This is a genomic window from Amycolatopsis kentuckyensis, from assembly GCF_041679295.1.
GTDB classification, from domain to species: Bacteria; Actinomycetota; Actinomycetes; order Mycobacteriales; family Pseudonocardiaceae; genus Amycolatopsis; species Amycolatopsis kentuckyensis_A.
On record NZ_JBGDMD010000013.1, the window covers coordinates 226,533 to 241,564 of the forward strand.

Consider the following 15,032-nt stretch of genomic DNA (forward strand, 5'->3'; position numbering starts at 1 on the left):
GCCGGATCCGGACATTAGGCAGCGCCGGTGGACGGGTGACCCTCTCCAGGTGAACGAAAAGTGAACAAGGCTACGGATGTGAGGAGTGCTACTACCCCGATAGGGTGCCGTGTCCGGGCCGTGACCTGCGCGTTCGCACACCGTGACGAGGTGTTCGCGCGGCGTCCATCGTGGTCACCGACCGTACTGGACGTCGGTTTCGTGACGCGTGAACCCGAGCTTGGTGTAGACCGCGAGTGCCGGGGCGTTGTCGCCCTCGACGTACAGGATGATCTGCCGCAGCCCGCGGCTCGCGAGGTACCGCAGGCCGGCGAGCGTCAGCGCCCGCCCGAGCCCGCTGCCCTGCGCCGCCGGGTCGACGCCGACGACGTAGACCTCGCCGACGCGCTCGCCGCCGAACCGGCCCGGCGTGGGCTCGTGGACCTTCGTCCAGTGGAAGCCGATGACCTCGCCATTTTCTTCGGCGAGGAAGAAGCCGTCGGCGTCGAACCAGGCGCGCGCCTCGTCGGCGCGGATGTCGTCGGCGGTCAGCGCGCCCTGCTCGGGGTGCCAGTCGAAGGCCCGCGCGTTGACCCGGACGACGGCGTCCTCGTCCTGGCCCGGGACGAACGTGCGCAGCGAGACGCCGTCACGCAGCCGCGGCTCCGGCCAGTCCGCGCCCTCGACGTCCGTGTGCAGGATGAGCAGCTCGCGCTTGCGCTCGAAGCCGGTCTTCAGCGCCAGCTTCCGCGCCGCCGGGTGGTCGCCGTGCGCCCAGATGCGGAACCCGACGGCGGCGCGCTCGTCGACCGCCTGCAGGAGCTTCGCGCCGTAACCGCGGTCGCGGTGGGCGGGGTGCACGAACAGCTCGGCGACCTGGTGCCCGAACGAGTCGCCGGTGGTGTCGAGGTGGGCGTAGCCGACGACCTCGCCTTCGACGCAGGCGACCAGGTGCTCGCCGCCGTCGAACTCACCGGGCAGCGCGCCCTCGGGTTCGACCTCCGGCCGCCCGTCGGCGTCGCGGACGGCCAGCAGCAGCCCGCGGACGTCGTCGAGCTGCTTGTCGTCCAGTTCCTGGCGCCACTCGCCGTCTCCAGTCACCCTGCGACCGTACCCGCGACAGAGGCAACGCGAAGGCTGTCACCGCGTCCTGGAAAGTGTGATGGCGTCAGTGCGCGAGCTCGGGGGTCTCCGCCGGTGCTTCGGCCGGGACGGGCGCCTGGCGCGGAACGCCGCCCTTGGCCGGCCGCTCGAACTTGTAGCCGACGTTGCGCACGGTGCCGATCATCTGCTCGTGCTCGGGGCCGAGCTTGGCGCGCAGCCGCCGGACGTGCACGTCGACCGTGCGCGTGCCGCCGAAGAAGTCGTAGCCCCAGACCTCCTGCAGCAGCTGGGCGCGGGTGAACACCCGGCCGGCGTGCTGGGCGAGGTACTTGAGCAGCTCGAACTCCTTGTAGGTGAGTTCGAGGGTGCGCTTGCGCAGGCGGGCGGTGTAGGTCGCCTCGTCGATGACCAGCTCGCCGACGCGCAGCTCGGCGTCGACCTGCTGGGAGCCGCCGTCGCGGGTCGTGACCAGCCGCAGCCGGGCGTCGACCTCCGCCGGGCCCGCGGTGGGCAGGAGGATGTCGTCGGTGCGCCACTCGGCGCTCACGGCGACGAGCCCGCCCTCGCCGACGACGGCGATGATCGGGGTCGCGGCTTCGTCCTCGCCGGTGCCCTTGAGCAGCCGGCAGAGGCTCTTCGCCGAGGCCAGGTCGCTGCGGGCGTCGAGGAGGATGACGTCACGGTGGCCCGCGTCGAGCAGGGCCGTCACTTCGGGAGCGCGGACGCGTACGGTGTGCGGCAGCAGGTCCAGTGCGGGGAGCACCGAAGTGGCATCGGCTTCCGCGGTAAGTACCAGAAGGTCCAGGCTCATCAGCCGCACCGCCTTCACAAGTCGTCGCCTCACGGGTGGCGTTCGCCGGTGCTAAGTGAGAATAGCGGCTGAACGGCCGGGCACCTAACCCTTGCTGGATCGATCACACCTGGAGAAACCCCCGGTGTCCCCGACGAACAGGAGTACGGACGCGATGGTGAGCAGGCCCGTGACCCGGGACGACCGACCCGCACCGAGGCCGGACGCGCGGCGCCGCGGGCGCCGGGCCCGCCGCTGGGTGATCGCGCTCGTCGTCCTGGTCCTGCTGCTGGTCGGCGCGGATTTCGGGGCGGCGGCGTACGCCGAGCACATGATTTCGCAGAAGGCGCGCACCCAGCTGCAGCTGACCGACGACCCGTCGGTGACGATCCACGGCTTCCCGTTCCTCACCCAGGCGCTGGGCGGTGACTACAGTCACATCAGCGTGTCCGCCGCCGGCGTGCCCGTCGCCGACAAGCTCCAGGACGTCGCGGTGAACGCCGAACTCGAGGACGTCACCGCGCCGCTGTCGGACCTCACGAACGGCAACACGAAGGCGATCACGATCGGCAAGCTGACCGGCTCGGTGACCATCAAGGCCGCCGACCTCGCACGCCTGTCGCCGCTGGACAAGATCAAGGACCTGCGGATCGAGCCGTCGACCTCCGAGTACGTCCAGAACGGCGACAGCGGGCAGAGCGAGCCGACGCCGACCACGACGACCACCGATGGCCAGGTCGAGCAGGACGAGTCGAGCACGGGTGTCCGCATTTCGGGACACCTTCCGTTCGCGGGCAAGGACCTGGAAATCTTCTGCTTCGCGATGATCGAGGCCGACGCGAAGGGCGGGACGATCGACTTCGTCCCCAAGCGGCTGCAGTTCGGGAATGACCAGGAGACCACGGTCGTTCCCCAGGCGGTGCAGAACGCGCTGTTGCCGAACTTCAAGGCGTCGATCAGCACGAAGGACCTGCCGCTGTCGGTCACCCCGACCGGCGTGCGGGTGCAGAGCGGATCGGTGACGATCAAGGGCGAAGCGACCAACGTGTCCTTCGCGGAGCTGAGCAGGTAAGGAGCGGCCGGTGACGGGGCTGTGGGTGCTCGTGGCGGTGCTGGTGGTGGCTACGGCCGTCGGCCTGCTGCTGAAAGCCCGCAACGGCCGCGTGCGCGAGGCGAAGCCCGTGCGTGAGCTGCCCGGCCCCGTCACCGACGTGCTCGACCCGGCGTCCGCCGTGACGCTGGTCCAGATCTCCACCACCTTCTGCGCGCCCTGCCGGCACGCGAAGGCCGTGCTCGAGCCGCTGGCCGAGCGCACCGACGGCCTGCACCACGTCGAACTCGACGTCACGAACTCCCCGGAGGTCGCGCAGTCGCTGTCCGTGCTGCGGACGCCGACCACGATCGCGCTGACCCCGGACGGCCGGGAGCTGCTGCGCGTCGGCGGCGTCCCCAAGGGCCCCGAACTGCTGGCCGCGCTCCAGCCTCATCTCACGACCCGGACGGCTTGACCAGGGATTGTCCCGGCTTCTGGGAATCGTCCCAAGGTATGAACGTGGTTCCCACTCTGAGGGAGCTCTGGGTACCCTCGCACCCGTGACCGGGCTGACCACCTTCTTGACGCAGCGACGCGCAGTCGACCTCTGCCGCGTCCGCAGCAGCCTGTGTCGCGCTTCCTCCGACCGGCGCTGACGCACGTCCGGTCTTCACCAGCCCCGATGCCGCTGACGCGTGCCGTTCGCACGCACCCTGCCCTGCTCCAGCTGGAGGAACCATGTCCGCCGGACCGGCCGTCGACCCGCGTGGCCCGCGGTTCGCCGCCATCCTGACCACGATCGTGCTCGCGGTCGTCCTGGTCACCCAGTGGTGGCCGCTGCTGGCGATCCAGACCGTCGTGTTCGCCATCGGCGCGTTCGTCGGGCTCAAGCCCGCGCCCTACTCGATCGTGTACCGCGCGCTCGTGGCTCCGCGCCTCGGCCCGACCGACGAGCGCGAGGACGCGGCGCCGCTGCGGTTCGCCCAGGCCGTCGGGTTCGTCTTCGCCCTCGTCGGCACGATCGGCTTCGCGGTGGGGATCACCCCGCTCGGCATCGTCGCGACGGCGTTCGCACTGTTCGCGGCCTTCCTCAACGCGGCTTTCAACTTCTGCCTCGGCTGCGAAATGTACTTGCTGATCAAACGCTTCACCCCCGCCCGCGCGTCCTGAAAGTCCAACCCAGAAAGAGAGTTCTGTTCTCATGAGCCGTGAAGACGTCCTGGTCACCACCCAGTGGGCCGAGGAGAACCTGGACACCCCCGGCGTCGTGTTCGCCGAGGTCGACGAGGACACCACCGCCTACGACGCCGGCCACATCCGGGGCGCGGTGAAGTTCGACTGGCGCAAGGACCTGCAGGACGGGGTGCGCCGCGACTTCGTCTCCAAGGAGGGCTTCGAGAAGCTCCTGTCGGAGAAGGGGATCTCGAACGACGACCTCGTCGTCCTCTACGGCGGCAACAACAACTGGTTCGCGGCGTACGCGTACTGGTACTTCAAGCTGTACGGCCACGACAAGGTCAAGCTGCTCGACGGCGGCCGCAAGAAATGGGAGCTCGACGGCCGCGAGCTGAACTCGGACGAGGTCAAGCGCGACGCGACCCAGTACCAGGCCCAGGACCAGGACCTCTCGCTGCGGGCGTTCCGCGACGAGGTCGTCCAGTCGATCGGCTCGAAGAACTTCGTCGACGTCCGTTCGCCCGACGAGTTCTCCGGCAAGCTGCTCGCCCCGGCGCACCTGCCGCAGGAGCAGTCCCAGGTTCCCGGCCACATCCCCGGCGCGCTGAACGTGCCGTGGGCGAAGGTCGCCAACGAGGACGGCACCTTCAAGACCGAGGAAGAGATCAAGGAGCTCTACAAGGACGAGGGCATCGACGAGGGCAAGGGCACCATCGCCTACTGCCGCATCGGCGAGCGCTCCTCCATCGCCTGGTTCGCGCTCCACGAGCTGCTGGGCTACGAGGACGTCAAGAACTACGACGGTTCGTGGACGGAATACGGCTCGCTGGTCGGCGTGCCGGTCGAGTTGGGAGCCAAGTGATGGCGGTAGACGACAGCTGCGGCGCACCGGTCCAGGAGGCCACGCCGGCCGACTTCGACACGCGGGGCCAGGTCGTGCTCGCCGGCAAGGTGACCGGCGCGGACGGGCCGGTCGGCGGCGCGTTCGTCCGGCTCCTGGACGGCGGCGGCGACTTCACCGGCGAGGTGGTCTCCTCGGCCGAGGGCGACTTCCGCTTCTACGCGGCGCCGGGCGAGTGGACGGTGCGCGCGCTGCACCGCACGGGCAACGGCGAGGCCTCCGTCACGGCGGAGGGGCCGGGCCTGCACCAGCTGGCCATCTCGGTCGGCTGACGTTCGTTCTTCGGGAAGGGCACCTCCACACCGGCGGAGGTGCCCTTCCTGGCGTTTCCGGCCGGGTGACTGTGCTCACCGTGCCGACCCTGGGCGGCGCCGGGGGCGGGGCGGCGGACTAAGCTGCCAGCCGTGGAAGCCTTGTTTACGACCCTCCTGGTGCTGGCGGGCGTCGCGATCACCTGGTTCGCCGTCTACGTCGTTTACCGGCTGTACGCGGACCAGCGCTGACCCATGACCGCCAGCGGCGACGAAGCCATCGCGGCAGCGGAGGCCCGTGCGGAGAGCACCCGCACGCGCAACCTCCCGCTGTGGGACGACCTGCCCATCCCGAACGACACCGCGAACCTGCGTGAGGGACCGAACCTCAACGACGCCTGTCTCGCGCTGCTGCCGCTCGTCGGCGTCTGGCGCGGGGAAGGCGAGGTCGACTACCCGACCATCGACGGCCCCCGCAAGTTCGCGCAGCAGCTGACGATCTCCCACGACGGCCGCCCCTTCCTGATCCACGAGGCCCGCGCCTGGCTGCTGGACGACGACGGCAACGTCATCCGCCCCGCCGCCCGCGAGTCCGGGTTCTGGCGGCCGCAGGAGGACGACACCATCGAGCTGCTGCTCACCCACAACACCGGCATCGTCGAGCTGTACTACGGCAAGCCGCGCAACCAGACGTCCTGGGAGCTCGGCACCGACGCGGTGATCCGCACGGCCACGGCCAAGGACGTCACCGCGGCCCAGCGGCTGTACGGCCTGATCGAAGGCTCCCTCGGCTACGTCGAGGAACGCGCGATGGTGGGCCAGGAGATGCAGCCGCACTCCTCGGCCCTGCTGCGCCGCGTCGTCGGCTGACGCCGTGCGCTGGCGGCCGTGTGGCGCGGACGCCGCCCTGCTCGACTGCGACTCCCTCGAGCAGATGCGGGCGGCCCACGCGACCGTGGCGGCCGCCCGCCCGGCCGGAGTCGTCGACCTCGTGCCCGGCGCCCGCAGCCTGCTCGTCGTCGGCGGGGTCGCCGCCGTGAAAGCCCTGCTCGACGACGCCGATCTGACGCACCCGCCCGCCGGCGAACCGCGCGAAGTGACCCTCGACGTCCGCTACGACGGCGAAGACCTCGCACTCGTCGCGTCGGACGCCGGGATGTCCGTGGACGCCGTCGTCGAGCTGCACACCGAAGCCGTCTACACGGTCGCGTTCACCGGTTTCGCGCCCGGCTTCGGCTACCTGACCGGGCTTCCAACCCAGCTTCAGCAGCCGCGGCTGAAGTCCCCGCGCACCCGCGTCCCGGCCGGGTCGGTGGGCCTGGCGGGCGAGTTCACCGGCGTCTACCCGCGCGAATCGCCGGGTGGCTGGCGGCTGCTCGGCCACACGTCGGCGACGCTGTTCGACCCGCACGCCGACCCGCCCGCGCTCTTCGCGCCGGGCGACCGCGTCCGCTTCCGGTGCGTCCGGTGAGGTCCCTCGAAGTGCTCGACCCGGGGCGGTACGCGCTGGTCGAGGACCTGGGCCGGCCCGGCTACGCGCACCTCGGGGTCGCGCCGTCCGGCGCGCTGGACATCGCGTCGCTGCGGCTCGCGAACCGGCTGGTCGGCAACCCCGCGGCGGCCGCGGGCATCGAAGCCCTGCTGGGCGGCATCGAGGTGCGGCTCACCGCCTCGGCGACGGTCGCGGTGACCGGGCCGGCCGTCGAGGTCGCCGTCGACGGCCGCTCCTTCGGCTCCCACGTCCCGGTGCCGGTGCGCGCCGGCCAGACGCTGACGGTCGGCACGCCGTCGACCGGCCTGCGCTGCTACCTCGCGGTGTCCGGCGGGATCGCCGTCGAGGAGGTGCTGGGCAGCCGCTCCCGCGACGTCCTGTCCGGTATCGGTCCCGAACCGCTGACGGGCGGCGACGTGCTCCCGCTCGGCGAGCCCGGCATCCCGGTGGGCGCGGACGTCGTCGTCCCGGCGCCGGCACCCGCCGAACTGGTAGTCCCGGTGACGCTCGGCCCGCGCGACGACTGGCTCGACGACCCGGCGCGCGGGCTCTCCGCGTGGTGGACCGTCACGGCGGAGTCCAACCGCGTCGGCCTGCGCCTCGACGGGACGCCGTTGCGCCGCGCGATCGACGGCGAACTGCCCAGCGAGGGGGTCGTCACGGGCGCGATCCAGGTGCCGCCGAGCGGGCTGCCGGTGGTGTTCCTCGCCGACCACCCGACGACCGGCGGCTACCCCGTCGCGGCCGTCGTGCGGCCCACCGCGCTGAGCGCGCTCGCCCAGGCCCGGCCGGGCACCCGCGTCCGGTTCCGGCTGTCCTGAAAGTCCGGTACCGCTACGCGAGTGAGACCCGGATCACCCGGTGCACCCGTCCGCGTGAGTCCTGGAACCATGTCGCGCCGCCACCCGTCCTGATAGGCGTGGAACAGGTGACGATCAGCGGTGGCACGGGTTTTCTCGACGTGAACACGCGGGTGCGGGCGGAGCTGCCCCAGTCGCTGCGGATCGCGCTGGCCACCGGTCAGCTGCGCCGCCCGCTCGCCACCACGCTCGGGCCGGTCCTCGACCTGCTCGTCGACGGCGACTACCGGGTCAGCGGCCCGGAACGGCTGTCCGAAGACCAGCCGGTCACCCCGACCGACACCTGGCCGCCGTCCGACGAGGCCCGCGTCGGCTACTACCGGACCGCCATCCGCACCGGCCACCGCCCGGTCGCGGTCCTGCTGGCCGACGGCGACCGCGAGCTGATCATCGACGGCCACCACAAGATCGCCGCCTACCGCGCCGAAGCGGTCGCGCCCGCCGTCGTCCGGATCCGCCTCGGTCAGGCGTACTCGGCCTCGTAGGCCGCCACGAGCTCGGCGTACACCGCCGACGAGTCCGGCAGCCGCCCGCCGTCCAGCGTGTGCACGCGGGTCAGCTTGCGCACGCTCGACGCCATGAAGACGCCGTCGCCCTCGACGAGGTCGCGCACGGTCAGCGGCTCCACCTTGACCACCCAGCCGGCCTTCTCCGCGCCGCGGAACAGCGCGGCCTGGGTGGTGCCCGGCAGGATGCCGATGCTCGACGGCGGCGTATAGAGCGTCCGCCCCTTCGCGAGCACCACGGTCGACGTCGGCCCTTCGAAGATCGAACCGTCGGCGGCGGTGAAAATCACATCATCGGCGCCCCGGCGGCCGGCTTCGCGCACGGCCGCCATGTTCATCGCGTACGACAACGGCTTCGCGCCCAGCAGCAGCCAGGGCGCGCGCTCGGCGAGGTCCGGCGTGAACCCGCGTTCGAGGGTGATCGCGGCGACGCCTTCGGCGCGCGCCTTCAAGATCGACGCCGGCACCTCGGAACCGAGGGCGAACCCGGTCGGGGCGGCGGCCGGATCGCCGTCGGATCCCCTGGTGTACACCAGTTTCAGCGTCATTTCGCGGCCGCCGGTCCACCGCTCCAGCACCTGCGCGACCACGCGTTCCCACGCGGCGAGGTCGGGCTCGGGCAGGTCGAGCATGGCCGCCGAGCGGGCCAGCCGCTCGAGGTGCGGGCGCAGTTCACGGGGCTTGCCGTCGACGACCAGGATCGTCTCGAAGACGCCGTCGCCGCGCAGCAGACCGAGGTCGTCGACCTTGATCTGGGCGGCTTCGGGGTCGGCCGGGGTTCCGTCGAGGAGGACGAGCACGCGCATGCCGACACCGTACTCACCTAGGCTTGGGGGTATGCCGTACCGCTCGCCGCTGCTGGACGTGCCCGGATCGATCCCTCCTCCTGACGACCACCCCGAAGCCGGCGTCCCCTGGCACTGGGGAGACCCCTTCGCGGAGCAGCGCACGGCGTCGCGCGGCGCCGTCGTGATCGACCGGTCGCACCGCGAGTTCCTCGCCGTCAGCGGCGAAGAACGGCTGTCGTGGCTGCACCTGGTGATCTCGCAGCACGTGACCGAACTCGCCGAGGGCTCCGGCACCGAAGCGCTGGTGCTGGACAGCCAGGGCCGCGTCGAGACGCACATGGTCGTCGCGCACCTCGACGGCACCGTCTACCTCGACACCGACCCCGGCACGAGCGTCACCAGCGCGCTGCCCAAGGGCGGCCCCCAGACGCTGCGCGAGTACCTCGAAGCGATGAAGTTCTGGTCCAAGGTGGACATCCGCGACGCGACCGAGGAGCTCGCGCTGCTCACCGTGCTCGGCCCGGACGCCGAGCGCGTGCTGAGCGCGGCCGGCGTCGAGATCGGCCCGGAGCCGTACGCGGTCGCCGCGCTGCCGGACGGCGGGTTCGCGCGGCGGATGCCGTGGCCCGGCCGGTGGAGCGTCGACCTGGCGGTGCCGCGCGCCTCGCTGCTGGACTGGTGGAAGCGGCTCACCGACGCGGGCGCCCGCGCGGCGGGCAGCTGGGTGTTCGACGCCCTGCGCGTCGAGTCGCTGCGACCGCGGCTGGGCGTGGACACCGACGAGCGCACGATCCCGCACGAGGTGGGCTGGGTCGGCTCGGCCGCGCACGTCGCGAAGGGCTGCTACCGCGGCCAGGAGACGGTGTCGAAGGTCCACAACGTGGGACGCCCGCCGCGCAACCTCCTCCTGCTGCACCTCGACGGCTCGCCCGAGGTCACGCCGGAGACCGGCGACCCGGTGCTGCTCGACGGCCGGACCGTCGGCCGGATCGGCACGGTGATCCAGCACCACGAGCTCGGCCCGATCGCGTTGGCGCTGGTCAAGCGGTCCACTCCGGTAGGCGCCGAGCTGCTGACCGGCTCGGAAGACAACCTCGTCCAGGCGGCGATCGACCCCGATTCCGTCCCGTCGGAGCAGCCTGCACCCGGCCGTGCGGCGGCGGCGCAACTTCGTGGTTGAACCAAAGCCCCTGACAGCGAGATCACGCTCAACCGGGATAAACTGCGCTGTGATCGAAGTGCGGCCCGGCGGCAGGCGGCGGATCGACCGCGTGCTCGGCCCGGGGTACCTCAGCGGCCTGGGTGAGTTGCCGCTGAAGGTGCTGCGCGAGCGGCGCGACGAAGCCGCGCAGGAAGAGACGGACCTGTCCTACCTGCGCCGGCTACTGCACGCGCGGATCGACATCGTGCGCGCGGAGCAGGCTCGGCGCAGCTCCGGCGGCGAGTCGAGCATCGTCGACCAGCTGGCCACGATCCTCGCCGACAACGCGCTGGGCCCGGCCGCGGGTTCCGGCCGCCACCAGCAGCTCGAGCCGTCCCGCGCCGGCGAGCACCGGCGGCACGCGGAGGCCTTGATCGGCGACACCGACCTGACCGACGTCGAGTCTCTGACGGACGAGAAGCTCGCCTCCGCTTTGGACACCTACGCCAGCGAAGAGCTGTCGGTTTCGTCCTTCCGGCGCGAAGTGCAGGGCGTGATGGACACGCTCAACGCGGAGATCGCGAAGCGCTACCAGCAGGGTTCGGCCACTGTGGACGAGTTGCTGGAGAGCGAAGGCGGGCACGGCGAGTGACGAACCCCGTCCTCGCGGAAGTCGTCCGATCCGGTTTCGTGGAGAGCGTCCACCGCGGCGCGCTCGTGATCACCGGCCCCGAAGGCGACGCGCGCCTTGCCCTCGGCGACGTGACTTCGCCGGTCTTCCCGCGTTCCTCGAACAAGCCGCTGCAGGCGATCGGGATGCTGCGGTCCGGACTGGACTTCACGGGCGAGGAGCTGGCGCTGGCGTGCGCGTCGCACTCCGGCGAGCCGGGGCACGTGAAGCGGGTGCTCGAACTGCTCAGCGCGGCCGGGCTGCGCGAAGACGACCTGGCGTGCCCACCGGACTTCCCGCTGCATATCCCGAGCATGCGCGACGCCGCCGAGCCGCGGCGCGTGATGATGAACTGCTCCGGCAAGCACACGGCGATGCTGACGACCTGCGTCCGCGCCGGCTGGCCGACGTCCGGGTACGAGTCCCCGGACCACCCGCTGCAGCAGGCGCTCGCGGCCACGGTGGCGGAGCTGACGGGCGAACCGATCGCCCACACGGGAGTCGACGGCTGCGGCGCGCCGCTCTTCGCGTTCTCCTTGACGGGCCTGGCCCGCGCGTTCGGCCGGGTGGCGGCCGCGGCTTCGGGTCCCGCGTCGGAGGTCGCTTCTGCCATGCGCGCGCACCCGTGGCTGGTGGCGGGGACGGGCCGCGAGGACACCGTGCTGATGTCCACCGTGGACGGTCTGGTCGCCAAGGGTGGCGCGGAAGGTGTCCACGCGTTCGCGCTCCCGGACGGGTTCGCGGTGGCGATGAAGATCGACGACGGCAACAAGCGGGCCTGCGCGCCCCTGGCCGTCGAGGCGCTGCGGTACCTGGGCGTGGACGTCTCGGGGCTTGACGAGCTGGCCCGCGGCTCGGTGCTCGGGGCCGGGCGTCCGGTCGGCGAGGTGCGGGTGCCCGAGCTGCGCTGAGCAGCCCCCGTTTTCCACGCTACCGGTGGGCACCGACAGTTCTGGGGAACGGAAGGCGTCGCCGGGCTAGTTCGAACGTTCCTTCGACGCCAGGTCGCCCCAGAACTCGCGCAGGTCGGAGAACAGCTCGGCCAGTTCCTCGACGTTGCCCGAGCGCAGCGCGTCCAGGATGTCGTGGACCTCGTCCGCGGTGTTGTCGGACTCGAGGATCGGGTCGGCGAACAGCTGGACCAGCCCGCCGTAGTCGAGCTCGACCACCGAGTCCGCGTGGAAGTTGTCCAGCCACCGCCGCGTCTCGAACAGCACGCGCCCGGGTCCGGAGTCGCCGAACGTCTGCTCCAGCAGCTCGCCGGCCTCGCGCGCCCGGTGCTGCGCGTCGGCGAGGGTGGTCCGCCAGGAGAGTTCGCGCTTCGGGTCGTCGCGGCCGCTGCCGAGCACCAGCCGGCGCTCGTCCGGGTCGATCAGCACGAACCAGGGCAGCGGGACGGTCCACGTCGTCGACAGTGTGTGCGCGGCCGTCGTGCTCAGGTCCGCCATCGCCGACTTCGTCCGCGCGCGGATCGTCTCCTGCGTGAAGCCGCCTTCGTCGAGGACGACGTTCTTCAGCGCCGGGTGCGCGTCCCCGAGGAACGTGACCAGCGCCGCGGCCGAACGGGCCCGCAGCTCCAGCGGGCAGACGAACGGCCCCTGCCCGGCCCGGCCGTCCGGCAGGTCCTCGGGCGCGAGCACCAGGACGTCGGTCAGCAGGCTCGGTGCGGGACGCCCGTCGGCGAGCTCGGCGGGCAGCAGCCGCCGCGGCGCCGCGACCTGTGACTTGAGCCACATGGCCTGCTCGCGCACCCCCGCGTCCGTCCGCCGCAGCTTGGCCGCCGCGACGGCCGCGCGCAGCCGTTCGTCCGGCGGCTCGCCCAGGGCGAGCAGGGGTTCGTACACCCGCAAGTAGGCCGCGAAGGGACGGAGCACGAGTAGATCGTGGCACGCCTACCTGCGCCGATCGCCACCGACCGGCCGGTAACCGGTGTCCGCCGGACACTGTCACCACCGGCACACCGTGCCACGTCGCATCCAACCCCCCGGACACGGTACGGTGTGAGCAGGAAAGAATTGTCGAGACGATGCGGGGCCGCCGATTCCCCCGGCCGCCCCGCCCCTGTGCGAGGGGGTCGAGCCATGGGGCGCGGCCGGGCTAAGGCCAAGCAGACGAAGGTGGCGCGCGAGCTCAAGTACAGCTCGCACGAGACCGACTTCGATGCTTTGCAGCGCGAGCTGTCGAGTAACTCCTCCAGCAGTCATTACGAGGAGTCCGACAGCGAAGATCAAGACCCGTACGACGACGGGTACGACGAGTACCGTCGTTGAGCACGCGTAACCGCGCGAGGGCGAGCCGGGCACGACCTGGTCACCGCCCTCGCGCGCTGCGTGCTGCCCAAGTACGGGGCCTGCGAAGCGATGAAGGAGTGAGCCGGTGGTAAGTCGGGTTGGAGTCGTCGGGGCGGGCCTCATGGGGTCCGGCATCGCCGAGGTGCACGCCCGGTCCGGGTTGGACGTCGTGGTCACCGAGGTGAACCAGCCGGCGCTCGACGCGGGCAAGGCCCGCATCGAGAAGTCGCTGCAGCGCGGCGTCAAGAACGGCAAGCTGTCCCCCGAAGACGCCGACGCGGCATTGGGCAGGCTCCGCTTCACGACGGACATCGCCGAGTTCGCCGACCGCGAACTGGTCGTCGAGGCGATCCTCGAGCAGGAGCAGGCGAAGGTCGACGTCTTCCGCCAGCTGGACAAGATCGTCGAGGCGGAGGACGCGCTGTTCGCGTCCAACACGTCGTCGATCCCGATCATGAAGCTGGGCATGGCGACGAGCCGGCCGCAGCAGGTGGTCGGCATCCACTTCTTCAACCCGGTGCCGGTGCTGCCGCTGGTGGAGCTGGTGCCCTCGCTGCTGACGAGCGAGGAGACGGCCCGCCGCGCGGAGGAGCACGCGACGACGGCCCTGGGCAAGACGGTCATCCGCTCCCAGGACCGCGCCGGGTTCATCGTGAACTCGCTGCTGGTGCCGTACCTGCTCTCGGCGATCCGGATGATCGAGTCGGGCTTCGCGTCGGCGGAGGACATCGACCGCGGCATGGAGCTGGGCACCGCGCACCCGATGGGCCCGCTGCGCCTGTCCGACCTGATCGGGCTGGACACGATCAAGGCCATCGCGGACTCGATGTACGCGGAGTTCAAGGAGCCGCTGTACTCGTCGCCGCCGCTGCTGCTGCGCATGGTGGACGCGGGCCTGCTGGGCAAGAAGACCGGCCGGGGCTTCTACTCCTACGGCTGACCTCGGGTGAACTCGACGGGCGCGTCAAAGGCGGCCCGCCTGGCGGCGCGCCGCAGAACGGCGAGGACGGCCGGCCCGAGCAGCACGATCGCGACGGCGTTCGTGATCGCGCGGCCGGTGTCCCAGCCGAGCGTCGACGTGAGGATCGTGAACGCCGCGAACCGCTGCAGGTTGTCGAGCAGCGGCGCGCCGGGCACGAACCCGAGCTGGGTGCTGGTGCCGGCGAGGAACGGCCACGACCACAGGCTCATCAGGAGCCCGAAGAAGTAGGCCGCGAAGACCCCGTACGCGACGAGCATGGCGATTTCCGCTTTGCCGCGCGGTTTCCGCGGCAGCAGCCCGGCCCCGAGCCCGATGAGCGAAGACGCGAGCATCTGGAACGGCAGCCACGGCCCGACGCCGGCGGTGAGCAGCGCGCTGGTGAACAGGGACGCCGAGCCCAGCACGAAGCCGAATCCGGCTCCGAACACGCGCCCGGCGAGGACGAGCAGGAAGAAGACCAACTCGATCCCGCCGGTGCCGGCGCCGAGGGGTCGTAGCCCGGCGTTGACGGCCGAGAGAACGCCGAGCAGGGCGAGGGCTTTGGCGTCGATGCCGCCACGGGACAGTTCGGCGAGGACGACCAGGATCAGCACCGGCAGGGTCGCCATGAAGACGAACGGGGCATCCGCGGTGTGCGCGGCCGCGGTGGGTTGCGGGTGCGCGAAGAGGGGCCAGCAGAACATGGCCAGGCCGAGGACGGTCGCGACCCCGAGGACCAGCGCCGGTTGGAGGGTGACGCGGACCGCGCGGGTCCGCTCGCCGAGGAAGTCAGTCATGCCGAGGCCTCCGAGCGGCACCGCGGGTTGAGGCCGGCGGCCGGGCGGGTGTTCGACGCCGGCCGGGCATCAGCTGACGCGTGGCTTGCCGAGCCGGCACCCACACCTCGGAGCGTGCCGAGGCGGTGTGCAACCGGCCGGGCCGCCGCTCGCCGCGGGCTTCGGAGCGCGCCGAGGCGCTGAGCAACCGGCTGGGCCGCCGCTCGCCGCGGGCTTTGGCGTCCGGCCGACCGAACCACCACGGCATCACCGGGCACCTCCAAGCACCGACCGCCGACCGGGCCATCGCTCG

The 15,032-nt window shown here is 71.5% G+C and carries 20 protein-coding genes; 15 read left to right on the forward strand and 5 right to left on the reverse strand.

The window, feature by feature from the left end:
• Positions 1-174: 174 nt before the first annotated feature.
• Positions 175-1,080 carry a mycothiol synthase gene (gene mshD, locus ACERZO_RS43040; RefSeq protein ID WP_372671741.1) on the reverse strand — a complete coding sequence of 302 codons (906 nt, stop codon included), beginning with the start codon at positions 1,078-1,080 and terminating at the stop codon, positions 175-177.
• Between the two features lie 67 nt (positions 1,081-1,147).
• Positions 1,148-1,894, reverse strand: a complete 747-nt coding sequence (locus ACERZO_RS43045; protein ID WP_372671742.1) for a winged helix-turn-helix transcriptional regulator — start codon at positions 1,892-1,894, stop codon at positions 1,148-1,150.
• Between the two features lie 154 nt (positions 1,895-2,048).
• Between ACERZO_RS43045 and ACERZO_RS43050 the strand changes: the two genes are divergently transcribed.
• From ACERZO_RS43050 to ACERZO_RS43090, 9 genes are all read left to right on the forward strand, one after another.
• Positions 2,049-2,945, forward strand: coding sequence for an LmeA family phospholipid-binding protein (locus ACERZO_RS43050; protein WP_372671743.1), 897 nt, complete (start codon positions 2,049-2,051; stop codon positions 2,943-2,945).
• Positions 2,946-2,955: 10 nt separating this feature from the next.
• Entirely contained in the window at positions 2,956-3,381 is a 426-nt protein-coding gene (locus tag ACERZO_RS43055) for a TlpA family protein disulfide reductase (RefSeq protein WP_372671744.1), read from the forward strand.
• A 263-nt stretch (positions 3,382-3,644) separates the two neighbouring features.
• A complete protein-coding gene (locus ACERZO_RS43060; RefSeq protein ID WP_372671745.1) occupies positions 3,645-4,076 on the forward strand; it encodes a DUF4395 domain-containing protein in 432 nt (143 codons plus the stop codon).
• Positions 4,077-4,107: 31 nt separating this feature from the next.
• Positions 4,108-4,944 carry a sulfurtransferase gene (locus ACERZO_RS43065; protein WP_372671746.1) on the forward strand — a complete coding sequence of 279 codons (837 nt, stop codon included), beginning with the start codon at positions 4,108-4,110 and terminating at the stop codon, positions 4,942-4,944.
• The gene (locus ACERZO_RS43070; RefSeq protein ID WP_372671747.1) at positions 4,944-5,255 is read left to right on the forward strand and encodes a DUF1416 domain-containing protein; all 312 of its coding nucleotides are present in this window, start codon (positions 4,944-4,946) and stop codon (positions 5,253-5,255) included. Before ACERZO_RS43065 ends, ACERZO_RS43070 begins: the two co-directional genes overlap by 1 nt.
• 234 nt (positions 5,256-5,489) lie before the next feature.
• The gene (locus ACERZO_RS43075) at positions 5,490-6,104 is read left to right on the forward strand and encodes an FABP family protein (protein WP_372671748.1); all 615 of its coding nucleotides are present in this window, start codon (positions 5,490-5,492) and stop codon (positions 6,102-6,104) included.
• Between the two features lie 4 nt (positions 6,105-6,108).
• On the forward strand, positions 6,109-6,705 hold the full coding sequence (locus ACERZO_RS43080) for a 5-oxoprolinase subunit B family protein (RefSeq protein ID WP_372671749.1): 597 nt from the start codon (positions 6,109-6,111) through the stop codon (positions 6,703-6,705).
• Positions 6,702-7,547, forward strand: a complete 846-nt coding sequence (locus tag ACERZO_RS43085) for a biotin-dependent carboxyltransferase family protein (protein ID WP_372671750.1) — start codon at positions 6,702-6,704, stop codon at positions 7,545-7,547. The genes ACERZO_RS43080 and ACERZO_RS43085 overlap by 4 nt, the downstream gene beginning before the upstream one ends.
• A gap of 98 nt (positions 7,548-7,645) precedes the next feature.
• Positions 7,646-8,071, forward strand: coding sequence for a hypothetical protein (locus tag ACERZO_RS43090; protein ID WP_372671751.1), 426 nt, complete (start codon positions 7,646-7,648; stop codon positions 8,069-8,071).
• On the opposite strand, the gene ACERZO_RS43095 is transcribed toward ACERZO_RS43090, so the two are convergent.
• On the reverse strand, positions 8,050-8,898 hold the full coding sequence (locus tag ACERZO_RS43095; protein WP_372671752.1) for an aminodeoxychorismate lyase: 849 nt from the start codon (positions 8,896-8,898) through the stop codon (positions 8,050-8,052). The two genes, ACERZO_RS43090 and ACERZO_RS43095, sit on opposite strands and share 22 nt — an antisense overlap.
• A gap of 31 nt (positions 8,899-8,929) precedes the next feature.
• Between ACERZO_RS43095 and ygfZ the strand changes: the two genes are divergently transcribed.
• From ygfZ to ACERZO_RS43110, 3 genes are read left to right on the forward strand one after another with little or no spacing between them, the layout of a single operon-like run.
• Positions 8,930-10,060, forward strand: coding sequence for a CAF17-like 4Fe-4S cluster assembly/insertion protein YgfZ (gene ygfZ / locus ACERZO_RS43100; RefSeq protein ID WP_372671753.1), 1,131 nt, complete (start codon positions 8,930-8,932; stop codon positions 10,058-10,060).
• A gap of 49 nt (positions 10,061-10,109) precedes the next feature.
• Entirely contained in the window at positions 10,110-10,673 is a 564-nt protein-coding gene (locus ACERZO_RS43105; RefSeq protein ID WP_086681249.1) for an RsiG family protein, read from the forward strand.
• Entirely contained in the window at positions 10,670-11,602 is a 933-nt protein-coding gene (locus tag ACERZO_RS43110) for an asparaginase (RefSeq protein WP_372671754.1), read from the forward strand. The genes ACERZO_RS43105 and ACERZO_RS43110 overlap by 4 nt, the downstream gene beginning before the upstream one ends.
• A gap of 66 nt (positions 11,603-11,668) precedes the next feature.
• Here ACERZO_RS43110 and ACERZO_RS43115 read toward each other — a convergent pair whose 3' ends face one another.
• Positions 11,669-12,565, reverse strand: coding sequence for a hypothetical protein (locus tag ACERZO_RS43115; protein WP_372671755.1), 897 nt, complete (start codon positions 12,563-12,565; stop codon positions 11,669-11,671).
• A 207-nt stretch (positions 12,566-12,772) separates the two neighbouring features.
• Between ACERZO_RS43115 and ACERZO_RS43120 the strand changes: the two genes are divergently transcribed.
• Both ACERZO_RS43120 and ACERZO_RS43125 read left to right on the forward strand, forming a co-directional pair.
• Positions 12,773-12,961, forward strand: a complete 189-nt coding sequence (locus ACERZO_RS43120) for a DUF3073 domain-containing protein (protein ID WP_086684206.1) — start codon at positions 12,773-12,775, stop codon at positions 12,959-12,961.
• Positions 12,962-13,067: 106 nt separating this feature from the next.
• Positions 13,068-13,922 carry a 3-hydroxybutyryl-CoA dehydrogenase gene (locus ACERZO_RS43125; RefSeq protein WP_372671756.1) on the forward strand — a complete coding sequence of 285 codons (855 nt, stop codon included), beginning with the start codon at positions 13,068-13,070 and terminating at the stop codon, positions 13,920-13,922.
• On the opposite strand, the gene ACERZO_RS43130 is transcribed toward ACERZO_RS43125, so the two are convergent.
• Positions 13,913-14,740: an ECF transporter S component gene (locus ACERZO_RS43130; protein ID WP_372671757.1), complete on the reverse strand. Its 828-nt coding sequence runs from the start codon at positions 14,738-14,740 to the stop codon at positions 13,913-13,915. The two genes, ACERZO_RS43125 and ACERZO_RS43130, sit on opposite strands and share 10 nt — an antisense overlap.
• An 80-nt stretch (positions 14,741-14,820) precedes the next feature.
• Here ACERZO_RS43130 and ACERZO_RS43135 point away from each other — a divergent pair.
• Positions 14,821-15,032, forward strand: a 212-nt coding sequence (locus tag ACERZO_RS43135; RefSeq protein WP_372671758.1) for a hypothetical protein, incomplete at its 3' end; no start/stop codon positions are given.

What these genes read in the sequence shown, in the direction of transcription:
- ACERZO_RS43120 (WP_086684206.1), top strand. Translation starts at nt 12,773, where the DNA reads ATGGGGCGCGGCCGGGCTAAGGCCAAGCAGACGAAGGTGGCGCGCGAG.
- ACERZO_RS43060 (WP_372671745.1), top strand. Translation starts at nt 3,645, where the DNA reads ATGTCCGCCGGACCGGCCGTCGACCCGCGTGGCCCGCGGTTCGCCGCC.
- ACERZO_RS43050 (WP_372671743.1), top strand. Translation starts at nt 2,049, where the DNA reads ATGGTGAGCAGGCCCGTGACCCGGGACGACCGACCCGCACCGAGGCCG.
- ACERZO_RS43045 (WP_372671742.1), bottom strand. Translation starts at nt 1,894, where the DNA reads ATGAGCCTGGACCTTCTGGTACTTACCGCGGAAGCCGATGCCACTTCG.
- ACERZO_RS43075 (WP_372671748.1), top strand. Translation starts at nt 5,490, where the DNA reads ATGACCGCCAGCGGCGACGAAGCCATCGCGGCAGCGGAGGCCCGTGCG.
- ACERZO_RS43130 (WP_372671757.1), bottom strand. Translation starts at nt 14,740, where the DNA reads ATGACTGACTTCCTCGGCGAGCGGACCCGCGCGGTCCGCGTCACCCTC.
- ACERZO_RS43065 (WP_372671746.1), top strand. Translation starts at nt 4,108, where the DNA reads ATGAGCCGTGAAGACGTCCTGGTCACCACCCAGTGGGCCGAGGAGAAC.
- ACERZO_RS43095 (WP_372671752.1), bottom strand. Translation starts at nt 8,898, where the DNA reads ATGCGCGTGCTCGTCCTCCTCGACGGAACCCCGGCCGACCCCGAAGCC.
- ygfZ (WP_372671753.1), top strand. Translation starts at nt 8,930, where the DNA reads ATGCCGTACCGCTCGCCGCTGCTGGACGTGCCCGGATCGATCCCTCCT.
- ACERZO_RS43070 (WP_372671747.1), top strand. Translation starts at nt 4,944, where the DNA reads ATGGCGGTAGACGACAGCTGCGGCGCACCGGTCCAGGAGGCCACGCCG.